Genomic DNA, 20677 nt, shown 5'->3' with positions numbered 1-20677 from the left:
TATGATGGCAGCTTCTCTCAATGAAATAAAAACCAAAATTGCCTCCACAAGGAAAACCAGTCAAATCACGGGTGCTATGCAAATGGTGTCCGCTGCCAAGCTAGCCAAGTCAGAGCAATTAGCTAAGTCTTTCCAGATTTATGCAAATAAGGTGAGGAAAATCACAACGGACTTACTCCGCGGAGAGTTGATGGAAGGCTCGACCAATCCCATGTTGATTCGCCGTCCCATTCAAAAATCGGGCTACATCGTGATTACTTCTGATAGTGGTTTAAAAGGTAGCTATAATGCAATGATTTTAAAAGCTGTTATGGAAATGATTGAACAAGATCATGCCAGTAAGGATGAATATGAAATCATTGCGATTGGTGGTATGGGAGCAGATTTCTTTCGGGCACGTGGTATCCAGCCTATCTTTGAATTGCGTGCTTTAGCGGATAATCCAAGTTTTGAGGATGTCCAGAAAATCATCTCAAAATCCGTTGAGATGTATAAGAATGAAATTTTTGATGAGCTATATGTCTGTTACAATCACCATATCAACAGTCTAAGTCGCCAAGTCCGTGTGCAACAGATGTTGCCTGTGGAAGACCTAGATCACAATGAAGCAGATGGTTACACTGCTACCTTTGAATTGGAGCCGAATCGGGAAGCCATCTTAGGGCAACTCTTGACTCAGTATGCAGAATCCACTATCTATGGTGCCATTTTGGATGCTAAAACGGCTGAAAATGCAGCCGGTATGATTGCGATGCAGACAGCGACAGATAATGCCAAATCAGTTATCAATGATTTGACCATTCGCTATAATCGTGCCCGTCAAGCAGCGATTACACAGGAAATTACAGAGATTGTTGCAGGAGCGAGCGCTCTTGACTAGATGAGAAGTCGGCAATTGTAGGAAGATGGGACCTAGTTGCCTAACCACTGGAAAGAGAAGGTTTGGCTGCTGCTATCGATATAGGAAGGTCCTCCTATCTTGTGGAATTGAGTTCAGCCTAAAACCTTGGAAAAAAGATAGGCAGCTGTTTCAGCTTTAGCTGATTACAGATGGGAATCCCTTTGAGGATAAATCTCATTGGTTGCAAAGCAACCTACTTCGATTTCCTATTTTTCATTCGGTTTTTAACGGCTTCACATCTTATGTAATTGAGTTCGGGCTAAGGCCTGTGTGAAAAAGATAGGCAGCTGTTTCAGCTTTAGCTGATTACAGCTGAGAATCCCTCTTTGGGGATAATTCTTCCTAGCTTCAAAGGTATGGTATACCTTTGAAGGCGAGAAATAGGAGTTTGCCTCAGCAAACTCTCTGTTAGACTCTGCGTCAGAATTCCTATTTTCACTTAGACCTTTTAACGTCCTCACATCTTAGTAAAGGAGAAAAAATGAGTTCAGGCAAAATTACTCAGGTTGTTGGTCCAGTCGTCGATGTTGTATTTTCGGCCGATGATAAACTTCCTGAGATTAACAATGCACTTGTCGTTTATAAGAACGATGAATCAAAACAAAAGGTCGTACTTGAAGTTGCTTTGGAGCTAGGTGATGGTGTTGTTAGAACCATTGCGATGGAATCGACAGACGGCTTGACTCGTGGAATGGAAGTTTTAGACACGGGACGTCCGATCTCTGTTCCTGTAGGGAAAGAGACTCTGGGTCGCGTCTTTAACGTTCTAGGTGATACCATTGACTTAGAGCCACCATTTGACGAGACAGTAGAACGCCAGCCGATTCATAAAAAAGCTCCTACTTTTGATGAATTGTCAACTGCGACAGAAATTTTAGAAACTGGGATTAAGGTGATTGATCTCCTCGCCCCTTATTTGAAAGGTGGGAAGGTCGGACTTTTTGGTGGTGCCGGGGTTGGTAAGACCGTTCTTATCCAAGAATTGATTCACAATATCGCTCAAGAGCATGGTGGTATCTCTGTATTTACCGGTGTTGGAGAGCGGACACGTGAAGGAAATGACCTTTACTGGGAAATGAAAGAATCTGGTGTTATTGAAAAAACAGCCATGGTATTTGGCCAGATGAATGAGCCACCAGGAGCTCGGATGCGGGTTGCCCTAACTGGTTTGACGATTGCAGAATATTTCCGTGATGTGGAAGGGCAGGATGTGCTTCTATTTATCGATAACATCTTCCGTTTCACGCAGGCAGGTTCAGAAGTATCGGCTCTCTTGGGACGGATGCCGTCAGCGGTAGGATATCAACCGACCCTGGCGACTGAAATGGGTCAGTTACAGGAGCGGATTACTTCGACCAAAAAAGGTTCTGTAACCTCTATCCAAGCGATTTACGTTCCAGCGGATGACTACACGGATCCCGCGCCAGCAACAGCCTTTGCCCACTTGGATTCGACCACTAATTTGGAGCGGAAATTAACCCAGTTGGGTATCTATCCAGCGGTAGATCCTCTTGCCTCCAGTTCTCGCGCTCTGGCACCTGAAGTTGTTGGAGAAGAACATTATGCAGTAGCCATGGAAGTCAAACGTGTCTTACAACGCTACCAAGAATTGCAAGACATCATTGCCATTTTAGGGATGGATGAATTATCAGAGGATGAAAAGACCTTGGTTGGTCGTGCTCGCCGAATCCAATTCTTCCTGTCACAAAACTTCAATGTTGCGGAGCAATTTACCGGTATGCCAGGTTCCTATGTGCCAGTTGCAGAAACGGTACGTGGCTTCAAAGAAATCTTAGACGGCAAGCATGATAAGTTGCCAGAGGATGCCTTCCGCAATGTGGGTTCCATTGATGATGTTATCGCCAAGGCAGCTAAAATGGGATTTTAGAGGTGTTTTATGGCACAAATGACAGTACAAATTGTAACGCCAGACGGTATTCGCTATGATCACCATGCGGCTTTCGTACTAGTTCGGACGACAGTAGGTGAGCTAGGAATCTATCCTGGTCACGTGGAGTTGATTGCTGTTCTTGCTATTGATGAAATCAAGGTACGGCGGATTGACGATGAAAATCATGTAGATTGGATTGCAGTTAATGGCGGTATTATTGAAATTTCCAAAGATTTGATTACCATTGTTTCAGATTCGGCAGAACGTGCACGAGATATTGATGTCAGCCGTGCGGAACGTGCGAAACTCCGCGCAGAAAAAGCATTGGAAGAGGCTCAGCATGCCCATAATATCGATATGGAAAAACGGGCAACCATCGCTCTTCAACGCGCGATTAACCGAATTCGTGTCGGAAACAAGTAAGGGGAGTGGCTGACTCAATGTAGGAAATGATGGAGAGGTCGGGATTTGTCCCGTCCTCTTTTTACCTCTAGCAACATGCGAAATTTCAGACATTTTTTGGTATAATAGGAGCATGATAAACTTACTAGTTACGATTTGTAGCCGTCTCCTGTTCATCTATATCGCCCATTCATTACTGATATCAGTAGTAGATTGGTCAAAATGGCTAAAAGGGACAGCAGAAAATCAAAAGAAAATTCAGCTATTCATTGTATTTTTGGCGATTGCCTTGGGCTACTTGGTGTCAGCATTCTTTCTGGATGTCTTATCCATTAGTCGAAATCTAACAGAAGCACTGCGCTAGAAGATGTATGAAAATCTGTCAAAAAATGGAATGAGAGGAAATGAAAAATGGATAAGATTATTGTCAGAGGTGGCAAGACACGCTTAGAAGGACAAGTTATTATAGAGGGAGCTAAGAATGCTGTCTTACCTCTCTTAGCCGCCACTATCTTAGCAAGTGAAGGACAGTCGCGCCTGTTCAATGTGCCGATTCTATCGGATGTTTTCACCATGAATCACGTAGTAGCCGGCTTAGGTGCCAAAGTTTCCTTCCATCAGGAGGAAAATGAGATTATCGTTGATGCTAGAGGTGGACTCGGTAGTCAAGCCCCCTACAAATATGTCAATCAGATGCGGGCTTCCATTGTCGTTTTAGGGCCTATCTTAGCCCGCAATGGCTATGCGAAGGTATCGATGCCGGGCGGTTGTACCATTGGTAGTCGGCCGATTGATCTGCATCTAAAAGGTCTGGAAGCCATGGGAGCTACGATTCACCAGCGGGCAGGCTATATTGAAGCAAGAGCGGAGCGCTTGCAAGGGGCTCACTTTTATATGGATTTTCCTAGTGTGGGTGCCACACAGAACTTGATGATGGCGGCCACCTTGGCTGAGGGAACAACTGTGATTGAAAATGCTGCACGAGAACCTGAAATTGTTGATCTGGCGATTTTTCTTACTAAAATGGGGGCTAAGGTTAAGGGAGCAGGTACAGAAACCATTACGATTAAAGGTGTTACAACCCTTCATGGTGCGGAGCATCAGGTGGTGCAAGATCGTATTGAAGCAGGAACGTTTATGGTTGCAGCAGCGATGACCGGTGGAGATGTCTTAATCAAGGATGCGATTTGGGAACACAACCGTCCCCTGATTTCAAAAATGCAGGAAATGGGTGTTGAAGTGACTGAGGAAGCTCAAGGTATTCGCATTCGATCATCTGTTGAGAAATTAAGGGCAGTTACTGTAAAGACCTTGCCTCATCCAGGTTTTCCGACGGACATGCAGGCTCAATTTACGGCTCTCATGGCAGTGGCCAGGGGTGAGTCGACAATGATTGAGACGGTCTTTGAGAATCGTTTCCAGCATTTGGAAGAATTACGTCGGATGGATCTACACTCAGATATTCTGCGTGATACAGCTATTATCACAGGTGGTACTCCCCTTCAAGGAGCAGAAGTGATGTCAACAGACTTACGAGCCAGTGCAGCCTTGATTCTAACTGGACTTGTAGCAGATGGTGTGACAACGGTTAGAAAACTCATCCATCTTGATCGGGGCTACTACCGCTTTCATGAAAAATTAGCGGCTCTGGGAGCAGATATTGAACGTGTTGAGGGAGAGGACGAATGAATCAGAAAGAACAGCTACGTTTTGTCGGTCATCAATTCTTATTGGTTCTCTTAGTCGCTTTCTTAGCGCTGATTCTATTTGCAATCGGCTTAATGGTTGGCTACGGTGTTATTGGTGATGGAGACAATATATGGGCCATTTTGTCAGCTGAGAAATGGCAAGAATTGATCGGGAAGTTTACAGGGAAATAGCTTGTATAGTCTTTTCGTTTACTTTTACTACTTAGCCTGAGCCTAAAAATTTGAGAGCGAAGTGGGCAAGGTTGGAAATAGGGAGACGGAGTTTCAGACGACCACTTTTTTAATGAAAGATGGCAGTCTGAAAAGCTCCAGTGGAGGTTTTCACTCGTCGAAGTAATAGAAGAGACGCAGCTGTTTCGGCTTTAGTCAATGACAGCTGTGGCTACCTTTAGGTATAAATGAAATGATGATACTTACGGTAGGCTAGATCTTCTACACAGATTGTGGTCTGCTGACGATTTCCTTGAGGATATTCTAACTATTTAAAGGCTGAAAACGATAGGAGGTTGGCTTAACCTCTTATACTATAAGAGGAGAGATATGGCAAAGAAAAAAGGAAAAAAACAGCAGCTTAGCCTGATGAGCTTGCTGCTGACGCTCTTGTTGGTGATGGGAGGGTATTTTTTTACAGGACATCCGATTAGAGATTCACATCAAGAGGCTATGGCTGTTGCCGAGAATGGTCAGACTCCTTCAGAGGAGTTGGCTGCCTCCGTTTTAACAGAAGCTGTTCGGGTCCAATTAGGAGCAGATCTTGTCTACAACGGAGCAGGAGCTTTTGTCGTTAATGGCAATAAAACTAATCTGGACGCTTCTGTAGCCAGTGTTCCTTATGCAGACAATAAAACGAAGATAGCACAGGGACAGGTTGTCCCCACAGTCGCTAACGCTTTGTTAAGTAAGGCGACGCGTCAGTATCAGAAACGGGAGAAAACAGGGAATGGGTCAACCAGTTGGAAGCCAGCAGGCTGGCATCAGGTCAAGGGGCTAGAGGGTGAATATGATCATGCTATTGATAGGGGACATTTACTGGCCTATTCTTTGATTGGAGGCTTAAAGGGTTACGATGCTTCCACTAGCAATCCCAAGAATATAGCTGTTCAGACAGCATGGGCTAATCAGGCCAATCGTCAAGAGGCGACTGGTCAGAATTACTTTGAGACACAGGTTCGTAAAGCCTTGGATATGAATAAGCGAGTGCGCTATCGTGTGACGCTGATTTATCAATCTAAAGAGGACCTAGTGCCTGTAGGCAGTCATTTGGAAGCCAAGGCGGCAGATGGAAGTCTTGAGTTTAACGTCTTTGTCCCCAATGTACAAAGGGGGTTAAAAATTGATTATCATAGTGGGCGGATTGACTCTACTCCGTAGAAGATAGTATGCTTGAAATGGATGAAACATTACGCTTATACTCAATAAAAATCAAAAGGATACTTCATCAACTTTTGATTTTTATTGAGTATTATTTTCCAGAAAGCCAAAAGAGAGCAAAGCCTTAGTCTGGTATCAAGATAGATTTGGTAGGGACCTATGGTTTAGAAAAATTACGGTGCATGTACGATTACCTTGATTGGTAGGGGAACTGTATACGATTGAGATTCGAGGACAGGAGGGCTGGAAAGCGATTGAAGATGTAAGCCTGTCGCCAGATGGTTTACCGACTGTAATTGGAGAGGTCACTTATCGTGGACAAGGGATAGGAAAAAGGGTGATTCAAGTCTTGATAGTAAAAGCACAAAGCCAAGGTTATTCAATGCTTGGTGTTCGTGAAATAGATAAGGAGAATCATGCCTTGCAGAAATGTTTTATGGTCTGCGGATTCAGACCAAACGCACCGATTGAGAAGGGGACTTCTTATTGTCGGAGATATTGATAGGATAAAATGGTAGGAGGACTATTGCAGCTTCCTATTATTTTTTTGAAATAAATCAGATGATTTTTACCTGATTTTTGCAAAAAAGGCGTTTTTTATGAAAAAAACAAAAAAATAATTGACAAAACATCAGATGAATTATACAATAAAGATACAACAAAAGCGCTTTCAAAAAATGTTGTAGAATTATTAAAGAAAACAGGAGATTTTCACATGGATAAAACAGTTGAGCAAAGAACAGCTGATGTTGCCTACAACCGTGCGAAATTATGGCAGATTATTCTATTTGCTATGAACAATTCGTCTACTAACATTTATCTGGTTGCCTTTGCCTTTGTGACTTACTTATCAACGGGTATACTTGGTTTAGCGGCCTTATTTGTTAGCCAACTAATGGGCTATATCCGTATTTTTGATGGTTTTATTGATCCGACTATAGGAGTGATTATCGACAAGACTGATACCAAGTTTGGTAAATACCGTCCGATTTTAGTGTTGGGGAATATCATCACTGCCAGCTCTCTTTTCATGATGTTAGGCTTGAGTGGGGTAAGCGAAGGATTGCGTCTCCCTCTCTTCATTCTTGTGATGATTGTCCATAAGATTGGCTATTCACTACAACAAACTATTACAAAAGCAGGACAAGTTGCCTTGACCAACGATCCCAAACAGCGCCCAATCTTTAACATTGTAGATGGAGTTGCGACTACTATTCTTATGACAGGAAGTCAAGTAGTCGTGTCTGGTGTTTTAGTTCCAAAATATGGTGGCTTTACTCTTGAATTTTTCACAACCCTATTTACCAGTGTAGTAATGATTTCTGCCCTACTAGGAATCTTAGCTATTATCGGTATCTGGGAGAAGGATAATAAAAAATATTTTGGTCTTGGTGAGAAAACACAGGAAACTAAGTTAAAAGATTACTGGCAAGTCGTTAAGGGAAATAAGCCCTTACAAGTCCTTTCTATTTCAGCTGCCTTTGTAAAATTTGTCGCCCAGTTGTTTGGCGATTCGGTTGTTGGTGTCATGCTCTATGGTATTGTTTTTGGAGACTACGCTCTTTCAGGTCAGATGTCCATGCTCTTGATTTTACCGGGAATTTTGGTGACAGTAGCGGTAGCTCAGCTCGCTCGTCGGAAAGGTTTGCGTTTCGCTTACGTAAGCGCTCTTCAACTTGGTATTGTAGGATTGGCTGTACTAACTGGTCTTTTGTTTGTTGCAAAGCCTGGTATGTTGGATTTGCGTAATTGGAATTTTTATACTATTACTTTCTTCATAGTATTTATCGTTGCTCGCTATGCTTCTAGTGCCCCGTCTGGCTTAGTATTAACTATGGGTGCCGACATTACAGATTATGAAACCTCTGTTTCTGGTCGATATCTGTCTGGTATGATTGGAACAATCTTCTCTTTAACTGACTCCATTGCCTCATCATTTGCTCCTATGGTGGTTGGATTTGTTTTGGCGACTATCGGCTTTGGTAAGGAATACCCGACAGTAGAGACGGCTTTTTCAAATGATTTGAAGATAGCTACCATCGTCCTATTAACTGTGATTCCTGCCCTTGTCTTATGCATCTCTTTGTTTTTGATGAAATTTTACAAATTAGATCGTAAGGAAATGGCACGTATCCAAGAGAAAATTCATGTTATGAAGGCAGCAAAGGATGAAGAACGTGTGCGTGATATTGCCAAGAATGTTCCACTGTCTGATATGGATTATGTTGACGTGTCACAGTATAAAGTAGATCAGTACAAAGACTAAGTTGAGGTCTATAGGTATTTAGTTTATCTTACCTAGGACACTCACTTTGCCGTACTCTACAATAGTTACTTGCTTTCGCAAGCTCTATTTCTCACCTTCTATAGTCCACTGGACTATAGAAGCAGCCTGCATCTCGTTGTCTAGTACTAAAAAACCAAAATATTATAATAAAAGTAAACTAAGTATACTCTATTAGGCAGCAGGCCGAAATCATATATTTCGCCTGCTATTGTTATATGATTTCATTAGATATAGTAGTGCCTATCTAAAAATGGGAGGAGAGACGATGAAGAAAGTATTGGCTTTTGGGGAGATTTTGTTACGTTTGTCTCCCCCTTATTATCAAACTTTGACGCAGACCACAAGTTTAGAGTGTCAATTTGGCGGGTCAGAATTAAATGTTTTAGCGACGTTGGCCCAGTTAGGGCATCAGACATCTTTGATTTCAGCTATTCCTGATAATGAACTGGGAAAGAAGGCGGAGCATTTCTTGTTTGCTCGTCAAATTTGTCAAGACTACATCATCAAAAATGCAGGGCGTCTGGGATTGTATTACTATCAGAAGGGATTTTCCATCAGGGCTAGTCAGGTTATCTATGATCGAGATTTTTCAGCTTTTTCTCAGTCAAGTTATAAAGACTATCGCCTAGGTGGCGTCTTTGATCAAGTGGATTGGTTCCATGTGAGTGGTATTACAGCAGCGCTGAATGAGGAGACCTTTGATTTGACCTATCGTTTGATGACCTTAGCGAGAAAAAAGGGGATTAAGGTATCCTTGGACTTGAACTATCGTGCCAGTCTATGGAGGTCGTTTCAAGAAGCACGGGAACGATTGTCTCCTTTGCTACAACTGGCGAATGTCTGTATCGGTTTGGAGCCGATCTTATTGCTTGATGAACAAGGACGTGATTTAAAGGATGTACTACAGTTGAGTCCTCCTTATGAAGATAGGAAAGCCCTGTTGACAGTGTTAGAAGCCATTGAGGAGCATTATCAGCTTGATACGATTGCTTTTACCCAAAGGGAGATGAGCTATTCTAATGAATATCAACTCAAGGCCTTTTTATACCAAGATGGAACCCTATATGAGACCGACAAAGAGATGATTCAGGTCTTAGATCGGGTCGGAACGGGAGATGCTTTTACAGCAGGGATTATTCATGGGTGTGTGAAGGAGACCGCTCCCCAAGAGATATTGGAGATTGCTATGGCGACTTTTGTCTTTAAGCATACCATTGAGGGAGACATCAATGTGATGACACCATCTGATATAGAACATTTACTAGCGCATGAATCTTATGAAATAAAACGATAAAAGTTACGAGGAGGTAGAGTATGTTATATCCAATCAATACAAAAACAAGAACGGTCCAAAGTCTGAATGGTGTTTGGCGCTTTAAACAAGGGAGTCATAATCCACAAGTGGCTCTAAACAAGGACGAAGTCATGGTGGTACCAAGCTCTTTCAACGATGTGGTGGTAGATAAAGAAAAGCGCTCTTATATTGGTGACAGTTGGTATGAGATAGATTGTCTCCTTCCAAAAGTTGGCAGTCAAGAAGAAGTGGTCCTTCGGTTTGGCTCTGTTACCCACCATGCAACTGTTTATGTTGATGGAGTTGTCCTTGGGAAACATAGGGGAGGCTTCACGCCGTTTGAGTGTGTCATCCCAGCGGAATTCTATCGGGAAGATAGTATTCGACTAACTGTTTGTGTCAACAATGAATTAAACTACACCACCTTGCCAGTTGGAAATTATGTCGAAGAAGTTCAAGAAGATGGAACGGTTCGCAAAAAGGTGTTGGAGAATTTTGATTTTTATAATTACGCCGGTATCCATCGTAATGTCCATCTTTATACACGACCCAAAAATCATATCCGGGATATTGTCATTACTAGCCAGTTATCAGATGATTTGTCAGAAGCGCACGTAGAGGTAGCAGTCGAAAGTGTAGCAGCGGTTGATGCAGTCCGCATTCAAATTTTTGATGAAGAAAGGCAACTGGTTGGTGAACTAGAGAATGGTCACCTCACCCTCAAGCACCCTCGTCTCTGGCATGTCTTGGATGCCTATCTTTATACTGCTCATGTCGAATTGTGGATGGCTGGTGAGCTACTTGATAGCTATACAGAATCCTTTGGTATCCGCAGTATTCATGTTAAAAATGGGCAATTTTTCATTAACCATAAACCATTTTATTTCAAGGGTTTTGGTAAGCACGAAGATACCTATATCAATGGACGTGGGTTGAACGAGGCGGCCAATCTTATGGATTTGAATTTGTTAAAAGAAATCGGTGCCAACTCTTTTAGGACATCGCACTATCCTTATTCTGAAGAAATGATGCGTTTGGCAGACCGTATGGGCATCGTAGTGATTGATGAAGTTCCAGCAGTAGGTTTGTTTCAACAATTCAGCGCAGCCTTGGATTTATTGAATGATGGTGAAAAACAAGGGAATACATGGGAACTGATGCAAACAAGTGTCGCCCATGAACAGGTGATTGATGAGCTGATTATGCGGGATAAAAATCACCCGTCAGTTGTCATGTGGGTGGTGGCCAATGAACCAGCTAGCCATGAGGCAGGGGCAAGAGCCTACTTTAAACCGTTGATTGAGCGTATGAGAGAGACAGATCCGCAACATCGGCCTGTTACGCTGGTCAATATTATGATGGCGACACCTGATAAGGATGAGGTGATGGACTTGGTTGATGTGATTTCCTTGAACCGTTACTATGGCTGGTATGTACATCATGGAGATCTGGTAAAAGGCGAGCAGGGATTAAGAGCAGAATTAAATCACTGGCAGGCCCTATATCCAGATAAACCGATTTTAATAACAGAATACGGGGCGGATACCTTACCAGGCTTGCAGTCACTGTGGGATATTCCCTATACAGAAGGCTATCAGGTAGACTATTATGACATGCATCACCGTGTCTTTGATACGATACCCAATGTGGTGGGTGAGCAGGTCTGGAATTTTGCAGATTTTGAGACCAATGTTATGCTGATTCGGGTGAAAGGAAATCACAAGGGACTCTTTTCCCGAAATCGTGAACCCAAGCAAGTGGTTCGTGAGTTTAAAAAACGCTGGAAAGCTATTCCTAACTACCATTATAAGTCAAAATAGGCTATAATGATGGGGAGAGTAATCTTTCCAAGGAGGAATAGGGATGGCAAGACCTTTGGTTGAAAAAACAGCGGACCGTTTATTAGAATTGATTTTGAACCGTGGCTATGTTGTCGGAGATAAACTACCGAATGAGTATGAATTAGCACAGGATTTGGAGGTTGGACGTTCAACGATTCGAGAAGCTGTTCGGAGCCTTGCTACGCGCAATATTTTAGAAGTGCGTCAAGGTTCGGGGACCTATATTAGCTCTAAAAAGGGAGTCTCAGAGGATCCCTTAGGCTTTGCTATGGTTCGAGATCGTGTCAAACTGACGACAGATTTGTTTGAACTGCGCTATCTTTTAGAGCCTAGAATAGCAGAGAGAGTAGCTCAGTTTGCTTCTGATGAGGATATTAGACGACTGGAAGAAATTGTTTATGCGATAGAAGACGCTGTTCAACGTGGGGATGAAAGCCACTTGGAACTCGATGTCCAATTTCATAGCATGTTGGCAGAGATGAGTGATAATATTGCGATGACGAGTTTACTACCGGTGATTAACCAATCCATTCATCTCATCAATGAAAATTATACAAATCGTCAGATGAAATCAGATAGTCTAAAAGCCCACCGTAATATTTTATCGGCTATTAAGCAACGGCACCCCGTGGCAGCTTATGATAGTATGTTAGCCCATATAGTTGCTGTTAGACAGAGTGTTTTGACGGAATGGTTTGATAAGGATCTAACGATCCACGGTCTACATTCAGTAGAAAAATAGTAAAAGAAGATAAGTTTTCAAGTAATTTTTGGAGACTTATCTTCTTTTTTTGCTGTTTTTCTTGACAAATCATCAGATGAATTATATACTAGAATCATAGTGATAGCGTTTCCGAAAAGAAAGGAGAACATATGTTACAACAGCTAAAAGAGAATTATTTCTTTGCAGTTATTCGCGGAAAGGATGAGGCTGACGCGGTTGAGATTGCCAGGCATGCTATTTTAGGTGGGATAAAAAATATTGAAATTACCTTTTCGACTCCTAATGCAGAACGAGTAATCCATGATTTAAGGTGTGAGTTCTCAGATGACTTATCTGTCATTGTGGGGGCAGGAACAGTCATGTCAACTGATTTGGCTCAAAAGGCCATCGGTGCAGGAGCCAAATTCCTGGTCAGTCCACATTTCTCAGAAACCATTCAAGCATTAGCAGGACAGCAGGAAGTCTTGTATTTTCCAGGATGTGCAACGGCAACAGAAATCGTGTCGGCTCAAACAGCGGGTTGTCCGATTATCAAATTGTTTCCTGGAGGAATCTTAGGCCCTAATTTCATCAAGGATATTCATGGCCCGATTCCAGAGGTTAACCTGATGCCATCAGGTGGCGTTTCGGTTGCTAATGTTCTAGCTTGGAAAAAGGCTGGAGCCTGTGCGGTGGGGATTGGTTCAGCCCTTGCTAGCAAGGTGGCTGAAGGTGGGTACGAGAGCGTGACAGAAATTGCTCGGTCTTTTGTAGAAGCAGTGGAGGGCTCAGATGACCTTTAATGACGATTCTTTTATGTTGAAAAATCAACCTGCTCATCGCCTCTATCATCGGATAAAAGACTTACCCATTTATGATTTCCATTGTCACTTAGATCCGAGAGAAATATATGAAAATCGGCCTTACGATAATATTGTAGATTTGTGGCTAGGTGGGGACCATTATAAATGGCGCTTAATGCGTGCCAATGGTATCCCGGAAGAAGAGATTACAGGGAAAGCTCCCAAGTTGAGCAAATTTAAAGCCTGGGTCAAAACAGTCAGCAGGGCCTATGGCAATCCGCTCTACCACTGGAGTCATTTGGAGTTACAGCAGGTTTTTGGAGTGAGCGAGCCGCTGGCTGAAAAAAATGCAGAAGAATTATATAGACACTTGAATACTGTTTTGCAAGAAAAGCAAATCACTCCTAGAAAGCTGATTAAGGATGCTAGAGTGACCTTCATCGGCACAACGGACCATCCCTTGGATGATTTAAAATGGCACAAAGCCTTGAGAGATGATCAGAGTTTTGAGACAGTTGTGGCGCCGACCTTCCGACCTGATGAAGCCTTTATCGAACATCGGAATTTTGGTGATTTTGTCCACCGTCTAGCAGAAAAAACACATCGCACGATTGCTCACTTTGACAGTTTTGTTGCTGCTTTGGAAGATAGGATTGCTTACTTTGCTCAAGTGGGGTGTTTGGCGAGTGATATTAGTTTTACTGAGATTTGCTTTGAAATGGCAAGCAAGGAAGAATTGGACGCCTTGTTGCAGGCTAGTTTAGCAGGTCAAATACCAAGTGTTTCAGATATTCGAAAGTGGCAGACTGCTATTTTTGTTGAACTGTGCCGACTTTACAAGCAGTATGGCCTTGTTACCCAAGTGCATTTTGGAGCCCTTCGGAATAATCATACAGACCTCTTCCGTCGCCTTGGTGCAGATGTTGGGGTAGATTCGATAGGAGAGCAGATACATTTGACCAGTCATTTAAATCAACTCTTAGATTATTTGGTGCAGGTAGACTATCTGCCGAAGATGATTTGGTATAACTTAAATCCGGTCTACAATATTGCCTTAGCCAATACCTTGGCTAATTTCCAAGCCAATGAAAAAGGAATCAAAAGCCAGCTGCAATTTGGAGCAGGTTGGTGGTTTAACGATACTAAACTTGGTATGGTAGAACAGATGAATGCTTATGCAGAGCAAGGCATGCTAACGAATTTCATCGGCATGCTGACAGATTCACGTAGCTTCTTATCCTATCAGCGGCACGACTATTTTAGGAGAATTTTGGCATCATACATCGGTCAATGGATAGTAGATGAGGAAGTGCCAGAAGATTATCAGGCCTTGGGAGAAATGGTGGAAGCTATTTCTTATCACAACGCTAAACAATTTTTTGAAGAATAGATGAGGTAATAAAGATGAAAATGTCTTTTCGTTGGTATGGGAAAAAGGACCCCGTGAGTTTGGCAGACATCAAAGCAATTCCGGGAATGCAGGGAATTGTTACAGCAGTCTACGATGTTCCGGTTGGTCAGGTCTGGCCTTTGGAAAAAATAGTAGAGTTGAAAAAAATGGTAGAGGATGCGGGTCTTGAAATCACGGTGATTGAGTCCATCCCCGTACATGAAGATATTAAGCAAGGAAAGCCCAACCGTGATGAGTTGATTGAGCATTATAAGACTTCCATCAAACACGTTGGTCTTGCTGGTATTCCGGTTGTATGCTACAACTTTATGCCGGTCTTTGACTGGACTCGTTCAGATTTGCATCACCCTCTTCCTGATGGGTCGACCTCACTTGCTTTCCTGAAGGAAGATTTGGCAGGGGTGGATCCTGTGGCAGATGACTTGAATTTGCCAGGCTGGGATTCTTCTTACTCTAAGGATGAAATGAAGGCTATTATTGAAAATTATCGTCAGCATATATCAGAAGAGGACTTGTGGGATAATCTCGCTTACTTTATTCGAGCGATTATGCCGACTGCTGAAGCTGCTGGTGTGAAAATGGCCATTCACCCTGACGATCCGCCGTACGGTATTTTTGGACTCCCACGTATTATTACTGGGCAAAGAGCAGTGGAGCGTTTTCTTGATTTATATGATTCGCCGACCAATGGTATCACAATGTGTGTCGGTTCGTACGCTTCAGATCCTACAAATGATGTTCTTGCTATGACAGAGTATGCCTTGAAGCGTCATCGTATCAACTTTATGCATACGCGAAATGTCACGGCTGGCGATTGGGGCTTCCAAGAGACTGCCCATCTATCGCAGGCAGGTGATATTGATATGAACGGGATTGTAAAATTGCTAGTGGAGTACGATTGGCAAGGAGCGCTCCGCCCTGACCACGGTCGTAGAATCTGGGGCGATCAGACTAAGACGCCAGGATATGGACTCTATGACCGAGCCTTGGGGGCAACCTATTTCAATGGTTTATATGAAGCCAATATGAGAGCAGCAGGTAAGGTGCCAGATTTCGGTATACAGGAAAAGACGGTTGGGCAGAAATAAATAAGAGGAGAAAGACAGATGACAAGAGTAATTGAATTTAAGGACAAGGTTGTGGTGATTACAGGTGCCGGAGGTGTCTTGTGTGGCTATTTGGCTAAAGAATTTGCAAGGGCAGGTGCCAAGGTTGCACTTCTTGATTTAAATGAAGCAGCTGCCCAAGTCTTTGTTGATGAGATAAGAGCAGCTGGTGGGGTGGCAAAAGCCTATTCATCAGATGTTCTATCAAAAGAGAATGTAGAAGAGGTACACAAACAGATATTGGCAGATTTTGGACCGGCAGATATTTTGATCAATGGTGCCGGGGGAAATAATCCGAAGGCAACAACAGATAATGAGTTTTACGAGTTGGATTTACCAAGTGACACAAAGACCTTCTTTGATTTAGATGAAAGTGGCATCAACTTCGTTTTTCACTTGAATTATTTGGGAACCTTGCTTCCTACTCAAGTCTTTGCTCAAGATATGGTGGGGCGAAAAGGAGCTAGTATCATCAACATCTCTAGTATGAATGCCTTTACTCCTCTTACAAAAATCCCTGCCTATTCAGGTGCCAAGGCAGCGATTAGCAACTTCACCCAGTGGTTGGCAGTACATTTTTCCAAGGTTGGTATTCGTTGCAATGCGATTGCTCCAGGCTTCTTGGTGACCAATCAAAATCGTGGCTTACTCTTTGATGAGACTGGTCAACCTACTGCACGTGCCAATAAAATCTTGACCAATACTCCAATGGGACGATTCGGCGAAGCAGAAGAATTAGTCGGCGGTGTTTTCTTCCTAGCAGATGAGAATTTAGCAAGTTTTGTCAACGGGGTAGTGCTACCGATTGATGGTGGTTTCTCAGCCTATTCTGGAGTATGATATGGATAGAGACTACGTATTTTGTATTGATTCAGATGGTTGTGCTATGGATACCATGACCTACAAGCATCAGCTCTTTTTCGGCCCTTTGGCAGCAGAGATCTTTGATATTTCAGATAAGGCTGATTTTTTGACTGAATGGAATCGTGTCAACCTCTATTCAAAAACACGGGGAATCAATCGTTTTGTAGGTTTGTTGACGGGTCTAAAATATGCAGGTGTGACAGGCATTGACCGGTTGGAAGCCTGGGTCACAACGACCCCATCCTTATCCAATGATTCCTTGAAAGAGGCTCTTGAATCTTCTCCGTCAGAAGACTTGCAGAAGGCCTTGGATTGGTCTTTGCAAGTCAACCAGTCCATCAAAGATTACAAGGGAGAAGTCCGTGCTTTTGAAGGCGTACGAGAGGCGCTTGCATTTCTCGCAACAAAGGGAAAAATCTTTGTTGTCTCTTCGGCTAATAAGGAAGCTGTGCTAGAAGAATGGCAGACTCAAGGTCTACTGGAGTTTGTGGATGATCTCTATTGCCAAGATCGAGGAAAAAAGGAAGATGTTCTGTCTAGCTTAGTCAAATCGGGGTATGAGAGAAGTCAGATGTTGATGATAGGTGACTCACCAGGAGACTTGAAAGCTGCTGAGCAGAATGGCCTATCTTTTTATCCGATTTTAGTTGGAAAAGAGGCAGCTTCTTGGCAAAACCTGCTCCAAATCTATAGCCGGGACTGGTTGAGTAAGGAGTGGACGAAGGCATTAGAAGCAGAATTGATAGACCAATTTTGGAAGAATTTAAAATAAGATACGAGAGCGTTAAAAAAGCGACTGAACAATAGGAAGCTGACGCAGTTTTTGAAGAAGACAAGGAGGGCTGTCTTTTTTCCGAGCTTTTAGCACGAGTTCAATTAAGATGTGAGGACGTTAAGAAAATGTGAAGAAAAATAGGGAATCGGAGCAGATGACTCAGGCGACCAGTAGCCTCGCCTTTTCATTTTTATGCTCGGGTAACAATAGTCACTTCCCTGACTATTGCTATCTTTTTTCTAACATTTTTAGTCCGAACTCAATTACACAAGATACAAAGGGTATTAAAAACTCAAAGCGAAAATAGGAAATTTGGCGTAAGAGGTCAACGGAGAGTTTACCTTGTCAAACTCCTATTTCCCGCCTTCAAAGGTATAGTATACCTTTGAAGCTAGGAGTATTTATCCTCGCTTATCTATTTCTTGGCTTGGGCTTCCATGTTCATTTTCTTGTTTCTGGGTGACTAGCTGAAACAGTTCCCTGCACTGTTTCACTCCACTGCCTATGCCTCGCTTTCCGATTTTTATGCTCGGACTTCCGTGTTCACTTTCTAGTTTCTGAGTGACCAGCTGAAACAGTTCCTCGAACTGTTTCACTCCACTGCCTACGCCTCGCTTTCCGATTTTTATGCTCGGACTTCCGTGTTCACTTTCTAGTTTCTGAGTGACCAGCTGAAACAGTTCCTCGAACTGTTTCACTCCACTGGATTCGTTTTATTATCAGTGAGTTGTAGCTTGAGTTCAATTCCAAATGTAGATGAAAAGACTGTATAAAATTCTAAATATTAGACAGAGGCAGTTTTGACTGCTGATAGAAAGAGGTGTCGAATGACCAGATTAGTTGATTTACGCAAAAAACCATATTATTTAAACGAAGACCAGCTTGAATGGGTGGAGTCTACACTAGCAGGCTTGACAGATGAAGAGAAAATTGGGCAGTTATTCGTCAATCTTTTCTTTTTTGGTGGTGATGCCTTTAGCGGAAATACCTTAACAAATCAAGAGATTATTGACAAATACCACATCGGTGGTGCGCGCTACATGAATGGTAGCCCAGAGCAAGTACAAGGGCTAATCAATGAATTACAGGGTTATTCCAAGGTGCCACTTTTGGTTGCTGCCAACTGTGATTCTGGTGGAGATGGTGCCGTCAAGGGTGGAACCTATATTTCTTCAGGAGCCCAGTCAGAAGCAAGCCGAGATACCCGTGTTCCCTATCTAGCAGGATTGGTATCTGCTCGTGAAGAAACAGCGCTCGGTGTCAATGTCAACTTTGACCCGTGTGTGGATATTTTGGAAAATTGGCGTAACACCATCGTCAATACCCGTTCCTATGGGACAAATGCAGACGATGTCATTCGTTATACCAGTGCCTATTTAGATGGTCTAACGGCAGAGCGTGAAGTGATTCAATGTATCAAGCACTTCCCTGGTGATGGAACAGAAGAACGGGATCAGCACTTGGTGCTTGGTGTTAACGAGTTATCAAAAGAGGAGTGGGAGGCTTCCTTTGGTCAAGTGTACCGTCATCATATCGAACGTGGAGTAGAGATGATTATGGCGGGCCATATTGCGCTTCCGCATTATCAGAAAGAGCTAAACCCAGCCTTAAAGGATGAGGATATTCTACCTGCGACCTTGGCACCAGAGTTGATTGAGGGGCTGTTGAAAACCAATCTTGGTTTCAATGGTTTGGTGATAACAGATGCCAGCCACATGTTGGGAATGACAGCAGCCATGCGCAGGGAAGACTATGTACCAGGAGCCATCGCAGCGGGCTGTGACATGTTCCTTTTTTTCAACGATATGGAAGAGGATTTCCAGTTTATGTTGAATGGCTACCGTAAGGGTGTGATTACTGAGGAACGTTTGAACGATGCTGTTCGTCGCATTTTGGGCTTAAAGGCGAAGTTGAATCTTCATCTGAAACAGGTTCAAGGTAGACTGTTAAAAACCGCAGAAGATTTAAAAATAATTGGCTGTGAAGAACACTTGGCTTGGCAGAAAGAGGCGGCAGACAAGTCTATTACCCTCTTGAAAGATACGCAAGACAATTTACCGATTAGCCCGGAAACCCACCGCCGTATCCGCCTGTACTACCTAGAAGGGGAAAAAGGGGGAATCATGGCAGCCAGTGATGAGGTAGTGGAGAATCTCAAGGCTGCTTTGGAGCGCAGAGGTTATGAAGTTACCGTCAATGACGGAAATACTCGTATCAAGGGTCCGACCTTGAAGTATCGGGAAGAGGTTGACCTAGCTTTGACAGTGGCAAATGTCGTTGGTTATGGTGCGCAAAATAACTACCGTATTCAATGGAAAACAGCTATGTCAAATGAAGTGCCTTGGTATGTACACGAAGTGCCGACAATCTTGGTATCGCTCAACTATACGACCCATTTGCACGACGCAACGATGGTGAAAACAGCCATCAATGCCTATCATCATAATTCCAATACCCTTGAAGTCCTCATTGATAAATTGGAAGGAAAAACTCCCTTCCACGGTGTTCCAAACGAACATGTTTGGACTAAGAAATGGCAGGCAAAGTTGTAATATAAGATGTGAGGACGTTAAGAAAATGTGAAGAAAAATAGGGAATCGGAGCAGGTGACTTAGGTCAACAGCTAGCCTCGCCTACTTCGCTCTCAAATTTCTAGGCTCAAGCTGAAACAGTTCCCCGAACTGTTTTACTCTCCTAGATTATTGGAACTCGCTTTGCCGTACTCTACGATAGTTGCTTGCTCTCGCAAGCCCTACTTCCCGCCTTCAAAGGTATACTATACCTTTGAAGCTAGGAAAATTTATCCCAAAGGGATTCTCAGCTGTAATCGGCTAAAGCCGAAACAGCTGCCTATCTTTTCGCACAGAGTGTAGTCCGAACTCAATTACATCAAGATACAAAGGACGTTGAAAGAGCGAATATCCTTGAACGAAGCAACTCTCCACTGGCTAGTTGTTTCCATGTCTGTAAGGCAGGCAAAGTTTGTAACAGCTACGTCAAAAATAGGAGGCTGACGATGTGTTGGATGGATACCTGATGAGCCTGGATCTTCAATTTTAGATTAGGGTAGTAACAATCACTGAACTCCCTACTTCCCTAAAACAGAAATATTAGATCCTTGCCAAATCTGGCTATTTTTGCTAGAATGGTGGTAATTGAATAGAAGCCTGCGAGATTAGTAGATTTAGGGAAGCTGTCTAGGGAGATGAGCCGTGACTGGAAGCTCATTCAGTGAAAATAGGTTGAATTCACTCGCATAAGGGCTTAGAATAAAGGTTTGCAATGGGCAAATGAAAACGGATGGTACCGCGTGACAACG

Annotated in this window: 18 protein-coding genes; all 18 read left to right on the top strand. The window is 43.0% G+C overall.

Going from position 1 to position 20677, the window contains the following annotated elements; all coding sequences use genetic code 11:
* The first annotated feature begins 4 nt into the window (after positions 1-4).
* The 18 genes from BVE84_RS05115 (at position 5) to BVE84_RS05025 (ending at position 19910) form a co-directional block, all read left to right on the top strand.
* Positions 5-880: a F0F1 ATP synthase subunit gamma gene (locus BVE84_RS05115; RefSeq protein WP_076995990.1), complete on the top strand. Its 876-nt coding sequence runs from the start codon at positions 5-7 to the stop codon at positions 878-880.
* A gap of 502 nt (positions 881-1382) precedes the next feature.
* The gene (gene atpD / locus BVE84_RS05110) at positions 1383-2789 is read left to right on the top strand and encodes a F0F1 ATP synthase subunit beta (protein WP_076995989.1); all 1407 of its coding nucleotides are present in this window, start codon (positions 1383-1385) and stop codon (positions 2787-2789) included.
* A 9-nt stretch (positions 2790-2798) separates the two neighbouring features.
* A complete protein-coding gene (locus BVE84_RS05105; protein ID WP_076995988.1) occupies positions 2799-3215 on the top strand; it encodes a F0F1 ATP synthase subunit epsilon in 417 nt (138 codons plus the stop codon).
* Positions 3216-3327: 112 nt separating this feature from the next.
* Positions 3328-3558 (top strand): DUF1146 family protein, encoded by a 231-nt coding sequence (locus tag BVE84_RS05100; protein ID WP_076995987.1) that lies wholly within the window; start codon positions 3328-3330, stop codon positions 3556-3558.
* A gap of 47 nt (positions 3559-3605) precedes the next feature.
* Positions 3606-4883: a UDP-N-acetylglucosamine 1-carboxyvinyltransferase gene (murA, locus tag BVE84_RS05095; RefSeq protein ID WP_076995986.1), complete on the top strand. Its 1278-nt coding sequence runs from the start codon at positions 3606-3608 to the stop codon at positions 4881-4883.
* Positions 4880-5074, top strand: a complete 195-nt coding sequence (locus BVE84_RS05090; protein ID WP_076995985.1) for a DNA-directed RNA polymerase subunit beta — start codon at positions 4880-4882, stop codon at positions 5072-5074. The genes murA and BVE84_RS05090 overlap by 4 nt, the downstream gene beginning before the upstream one ends.
* Positions 5075-5443: 369 nt before the next feature.
* Complete coding sequence (locus BVE84_RS05085; RefSeq protein WP_076995984.1) at positions 5444-6274, top strand: DNA/RNA non-specific endonuclease; 831 nt, start codon at positions 5444-5446, stop codon at positions 6272-6274.
* A gap of 199 nt (positions 6275-6473) precedes the next feature.
* Positions 6474-6776, top strand: a complete 303-nt coding sequence (locus BVE84_RS05080; protein WP_076995983.1) for a GNAT family N-acetyltransferase — start codon at positions 6474-6476, stop codon at positions 6774-6776.
* A gap of 213 nt (positions 6777-6989) precedes the next feature.
* Positions 6990-8540: an MFS transporter gene (locus BVE84_RS05075; RefSeq protein ID WP_076995982.1), complete on the top strand. Its 1551-nt coding sequence runs from the start codon at positions 6990-6992 to the stop codon at positions 8538-8540.
* A gap of 286 nt (positions 8541-8826) precedes the next feature.
* Complete coding sequence (locus tag BVE84_RS05070; RefSeq protein WP_076995981.1) at positions 8827-9855, top strand: sugar kinase; 1029 nt, start codon at positions 8827-8829, stop codon at positions 9853-9855.
* 20 nt (positions 9856-9875) lie between these two features.
* Positions 9876-11675, top strand: coding sequence for a beta-glucuronidase (gene uidA / locus BVE84_RS05065; protein WP_076995980.1), 1800 nt, complete (start codon positions 9876-9878; stop codon positions 11673-11675).
* A 43-nt stretch (positions 11676-11718) separates the two neighbouring features.
* The gene (locus BVE84_RS05060; protein ID WP_076995979.1) at positions 11719-12438 is read left to right on the top strand and encodes a FadR/GntR family transcriptional regulator; all 720 of its coding nucleotides are present in this window, start codon (positions 11719-11721) and stop codon (positions 12436-12438) included.
* A gap of 131 nt (positions 12439-12569) precedes the next feature.
* Positions 12570-13202 (top strand): bifunctional 4-hydroxy-2-oxoglutarate aldolase/2-dehydro-3-deoxy-phosphogluconate aldolase, encoded by a 633-nt coding sequence (locus BVE84_RS05055; RefSeq protein WP_076995978.1) that lies wholly within the window; start codon positions 12570-12572, stop codon positions 13200-13202.
* The gene (uxaC, locus tag BVE84_RS05050; RefSeq protein WP_076995977.1) at positions 13192-14592 is read left to right on the top strand and encodes a glucuronate isomerase; all 1401 of its coding nucleotides are present in this window, start codon (positions 13192-13194) and stop codon (positions 14590-14592) included. Before BVE84_RS05055 ends, uxaC begins: the two co-directional genes overlap by 11 nt.
* Positions 14593-14606: 14 nt before the next feature.
* Complete coding sequence (gene uxuA, locus BVE84_RS05045) at positions 14607-15701, top strand: mannonate dehydratase (protein WP_076995976.1); 1095 nt, start codon at positions 14607-14609, stop codon at positions 15699-15701.
* Positions 15702-15719: 18 nt separating this feature from the next.
* Positions 15720-16559, top strand: a complete 840-nt coding sequence (locus BVE84_RS05040) for an SDR family oxidoreductase (protein ID WP_076995975.1) — start codon at positions 15720-15722, stop codon at positions 16557-16559.
* Between the two features lies 1 nt (position 16560).
* Entirely contained in the window at positions 16561-17355 is a 795-nt protein-coding gene (locus BVE84_RS05035; protein WP_076995974.1) for an HAD family hydrolase, read from the top strand.
* Between the two features lie 830 nt (positions 17356-18185).
* Positions 18186-19910, top strand: coding sequence for a glycoside hydrolase family 3 protein (locus BVE84_RS05025; RefSeq protein ID WP_076995972.1), 1725 nt, complete (start codon positions 18186-18188; stop codon positions 19908-19910).
* Positions 19911-20677: the final 767 nt, after the last annotated feature.

The sequence above is a fragment of the Streptococcus azizii genome (genome assembly GCF_001984715.1).
Classification (GTDB): domain Bacteria; phylum Bacillota; class Bacilli; order Lactobacillales; family Streptococcaceae; genus Streptococcus; species Streptococcus azizii.
The sequence above is the reverse complement of the archived record's forward strand: the minus strand, read 5'-3'. Positions and strand labels throughout refer to the sequence as shown.

Coding starts and splice junctions, on each gene's coding strand:
- uidA (WP_076995980.1), top strand. CDS start 9,876: ATGTTATATCCAATCAATACAAAAACAAGAACGGTCCAAAGTCTGAAT.
- BVE84_RS05105 (WP_076995988.1), top strand. CDS start 2,799: ATGGCACAAATGACAGTACAAATTGTAACGCCAGACGGTATTCGCTAT.
- BVE84_RS05085 (WP_076995984.1), top strand. CDS start 5,444: ATGGCAAAGAAAAAAGGAAAAAAACAGCAGCTTAGCCTGATGAGCTTG.
- BVE84_RS05040 (WP_076995975.1), top strand. CDS start 15,720: ATGACAAGAGTAATTGAATTTAAGGACAAGGTTGTGGTGATTACAGGT.
- uxaC (WP_076995977.1), top strand. CDS start 13,192: ATGACCTTTAATGACGATTCTTTTATGTTGAAAAATCAACCTGCTCAT.
- murA (WP_076995986.1), top strand. CDS start 3,606: ATGGATAAGATTATTGTCAGAGGTGGCAAGACACGCTTAGAAGGACAA.
- uxuA (WP_076995976.1), top strand. CDS start 14,607: ATGAAAATGTCTTTTCGTTGGTATGGGAAAAAGGACCCCGTGAGTTTG.
- BVE84_RS05075 (WP_076995982.1), top strand. CDS start 6,990: ATGGATAAAACAGTTGAGCAAAGAACAGCTGATGTTGCCTACAACCGT.
- BVE84_RS05060 (WP_076995979.1), top strand. CDS start 11,719: ATGGCAAGACCTTTGGTTGAAAAAACAGCGGACCGTTTATTAGAATTG.
- BVE84_RS05115 (WP_076995990.1), top strand. CDS start 5: ATGGCAGCTTCTCTCAATGAAATAAAAACCAAAATTGCCTCCACAAGG.
- atpD (WP_076995989.1), top strand. CDS start 1,383: ATGAGTTCAGGCAAAATTACTCAGGTTGTTGGTCCAGTCGTCGATGTT.
- BVE84_RS05070 (WP_076995981.1), top strand. CDS start 8,827: ATGAAGAAAGTATTGGCTTTTGGGGAGATTTTGTTACGTTTGTCTCCC.
- BVE84_RS05035 (WP_076995974.1), top strand. CDS start 16,561: ATGGATAGAGACTACGTATTTTGTATTGATTCAGATGGTTGTGCTATG.
- BVE84_RS05025 (WP_076995972.1), top strand. CDS start 18,186: ATGACCAGATTAGTTGATTTACGCAAAAAACCATATTATTTAAACGAA.
- BVE84_RS05055 (WP_076995978.1), top strand. CDS start 12,570: ATGTTACAACAGCTAAAAGAGAATTATTTCTTTGCAGTTATTCGCGGA.
- BVE84_RS05090 (WP_076995985.1), top strand. CDS start 4,880: ATGAATCAGAAAGAACAGCTACGTTTTGTCGGTCATCAATTCTTATTG.
- BVE84_RS05100 (WP_076995987.1), top strand. CDS start 3,328: ATGATAAACTTACTAGTTACGATTTGTAGCCGTCTCCTGTTCATCTAT.